The following is a 1,305-nucleotide window of genomic DNA, read 5'->3' as shown; positions in this document are numbered from 1 at the left end:
AATGGCATAGACCTGCGCTTCATTGCGAACCTTTTCCGTTCGTTTGGCAATATCGTCACTCGCATACCATGACCATACCCCTCCTATCAGCAAAAACAGCATGGGAATGCCTGCCGAAAGGATAAAAATCTCTCTTATTTTCAATGAAAGGTTCTTCATGCCAACCCCGTGAGCCTATCTTTGAATTACTGTTTTTCAACCAAGCCGAACGCAGCCGACAGGATACGTTTCCTCTCACGGAATGGCAAGTCAACTCATAGCAGTCTGACCAGAAAAGACAGCCATGGCACTGTTCATTATTCTCGACAGTACAAAACAAGTCTGCTGCTGACAGGTTCTGGAAAAAATCTTCCTGGACTTGGAGAACGAATGTTCTCTATAGTGGCCACAACTCTCCCTCGCACATTATGAGCCTGTCATGTCACCACCGGTCAATAACGATCTGCACCATCTCTCTCGCCTGCAGGATTATTATGCCCGTCACCGCACCTGGCCCTCTTACAGCCGCCTGGGCAGCATCCTGGGGCTGCAGGCCAAATCGGCGGTGGCAAAATTGTTACATCGCCTGGAGGAACAAGGCTATATTGAACGCAGCCCTGATGAGACCTGGTCCCCTACTGATCGCTTTTTTACCCGCCCTTTGGCCGACCTGAGCGTCCGGGCCGGAATGCCAGAGTGGTTGGCGGATGGTTCTGAACATCCTGTGTTGATCGACGCATTATTGGTCAAAACCCCTTCCCGTACTGTACTGCTACCGGTACAGGGCGACTCCATGCGCGATGCCGGCATCCATGAAGGAGATCTGGTGGTGGTTGAACGCTGCCAAAGCGCTGCTCCTGGCACCCTGGTCGTGGCAGCGGTGGATGGCGAATTTACCTTGAAAACCTTGATTCGCGACGAACAGGGCTGGGCCTTGCAAGCCGCTCATCCCGACTATCCACTGATTCGTCCCCGGCAAGAGCTCTCTCTGTTTGGTGTCGTCACCGGTTTGATACGGAGGTATGGACAACCATGAACCTGATGGCCATACCGGTCGCAGCCGGTTTTCCCTCCCCGGCCCGTGACGAGGAGATGCTCTCCCTGGATTTGGAACAACTGTTGATTGAACATCGGGAAGCCACCTTTTTTTGGCGGGTAGAGGGCCATTCGATGACCGGCCTGGGTATTCATGATGGCGATCTTCTGGTGGTTGACCGTTGCCTGCCAGCGGTCAACGGCAGTGTGGTGGTGGCAGCCCTGGAGGGTGGTTTTATCGTCAAACAACTGATTCGCCGCGGAGAAGCGCTGATTTTGCGCGCCGCCCAT

The 1,305-nt window shown here is 53.7% G+C and carries 2 protein-coding genes; both read left to right on the top strand.

Annotated features, from left to right (window positions below):
• The first annotated feature begins 418 nt into the window (after positions 1-418).
• Entirely contained in the window at positions 419-1,015 is a 597-nt protein-coding gene (locus EJP87_RS16580; RefSeq protein WP_130472944.1) for a LexA family protein, read from the top strand.
• The coding region (locus tag EJP87_RS16575) for a LexA family protein (RefSeq protein WP_320412249.1) at positions 1,012-1,305 on the top strand (294 nt) is incomplete at its 3' end. The genes EJP87_RS16580 and EJP87_RS16575, both read left to right, overlap by 4 nt.

It is taken from the genome of Candidatus Magnetaquicoccus inordinatus (assembly GCF_004217665.1).
GTDB lineage: Bacteria > Pseudomonadota > Magnetococcia > Magnetococcales > Magnetaquicoccaceae > Magnetaquicoccus > Magnetaquicoccus inordinatus.
The sequence above is the reverse complement of the archived record's forward strand: the minus strand, read 5'-3'. Positions and strand labels throughout refer to the sequence as shown.

Excerpts from the sequence above, each read along its gene's own strand:
- EJP87_RS16580 (WP_130472944.1), top strand. The coding sequence starts at position 419 with ATGTCACCACCGGTCAATAACGATCTGCACCATCTCTCTCGCCTGCAG.